Raw genomic sequence first — 1,881 nt, forward strand, 5'->3', positions numbered from 1 at the left:
GTAACTGTTCAGTCGCCCCTTATTCAAAAATGAAATCAGACTGACCATTTAACGCTTGTTTCACTGCTACAAATGTATTAATTCCGTGTTTGTGTGCAGTTCCTATATAGGACATGATCTTCGCAAAAGCATCTGCACCTTCTTTGGTTCTAAAGCAACCAGACACCTTAGTTTTTATTTTTATCATTCGGATGTCCCTTTCGGCTTGATTATTATCGAAAGGTACAATAAAGTTTTTTGTAAAGAGACAGATTGATTCCTTGTATTCTGACAAACGTTCGACCAATGCACGTACTTTCCCTTTTGCTTGGCGTCCACGCTTATTCGGTGCTTTTTCTTTAATAGGATTTTGAATACGAGCTGTATTGATGATAGCTTCATACTCAATGTTAAATCCATGTAGATGATAATAGCTTAAGGACTCTTTGTTAGACTCAACAGCTTTATCCCTGACTTTTTTCATCCGCAATAGTAGTTCTATCATTTGCTTTGACCATGTTTGTTCTGGGTGGTTTTCCAAGATTCCAGTCAACTCACGAAGCAGGTGAGCACAGCATATTGCGTGTTGTACCCCCGGATACATCCAGTAAGACTGCCAACAATCGTGAACAGCTATACCCTGAAAGTGTGGTAAAACATTACAATCATTCATCCCTAGATGCCCTCTTTTAGGAGATACGGTAAGATAGGTATAGCGTTCATTTGAAGCATTATGGAACCACATGGTTTTCTTATCAACCCGCGATCCTGTTTCATCAAAGTGATTGAGAACAGAATCAATACATGCGAGACGAATCCTTTCTACAGTTTCGGTTACCTTAGTGGCACAATCACGAACCATAGTGTGTATCGTTCCCGTGCTGATTGGGATGTTGAAAACAGCACTTAGAATCTCATGTGTACGATTAAAGCTGACCATACCGACTGTATTAAGAGATACGACCAACCCCTTGAGATTGTTGCCATATTGCATGGTTGATGTAATGTTATTAGGAAAAGCTCCGGTAATAATTTTGCCAGTATTTTCACAAATATACGAAAGAGCACGATGTTGAGTGACATTTGTATTCACAACAATATCTACTTCATATCTTGTATCAGCAATACCGTTGAATTTGCATTTTCCATAGTTTGAGCAGGTGTTGCACTTTGATGGGATATAGTCCTCTGTCTTATCAGGTTTTTTTAGAAGAGAAAATCCTTTTCCTTCATGCCCGGTCTGACCACCTTGTTTTTTACCAGAAGGTTGACGCAAACTTTTTGGAGAAGGTTTTTTCAGTCCATCACTTGAAGGTGGTTTAGAACTGTTTTTGCTATTCTTGTTTAGTTTTTCATTCAATTCAACAATTGTTTGATTTTGCTTTTCAAGTGTCTGATTCATGGTTTCAAGATTGTGATTAAGGGTTTCAAGCATGGCGGTCATGACTTCTAATCTCTTTTCCAACTGTTCCGTTTTAAGTACCTGTTCATGATACATTTTCTTATAGTCAATCGCGCTCAAGCCTTTCACCTTCTTCCCTTAATTCGTTATACTTATTATATCGAATTGGTATAAAAAAAGCGAATCACATGGGTTGAACCTTCCGTCAAAATGACGGAGAAAACAAGTGGAAAAGCAGGTGTAAAAAAGCGCAAAAACAAGAAAAAAGCTTGAATAACTGGGAGTTATACACATCTGTAATATTCGAAAAGCTGATATGCACAAAAACTTTTTTATACTTATAAGCAGTGTGGATAACATAGAAACATGTCGAGATTTAATGCAAAACAATAAAATAAATTTCTCTGTTTTGCACAACGAAAGCATCTTAAAACAAGCAATATAACCGATTCACGAAAAGGGAACAATCTGTTCATTTAATTATGCGACTGAACAGTTAC

Annotated in this window: 1 protein-coding gene; it reads right to left on the bottom strand. The window is 37.3% G+C overall.

Going from position 1 to position 1,881, the window contains the following annotated elements; genetic code table 11:
- Positions 1–19: 19 nt before the first annotated feature.
- Positions 20–1,501, bottom strand: a complete 1,482-nt coding sequence (gene tnpC, locus P0N36_RS15135; protein ID WP_275843717.1) for an IS66 family transposase — start codon at positions 1,499–1,501, stop codon at positions 20–22.
- Positions 1,502–1,881: the final 380 nt, after the last annotated feature.

The organism is Petrocella sp. FN5, assembly GCF_029210395.1.
In the GTDB taxonomy this organism is placed as follows: domain Bacteria; phylum Bacillota; class Clostridia; order Lachnospirales; family Vallitaleaceae; genus Petrocella.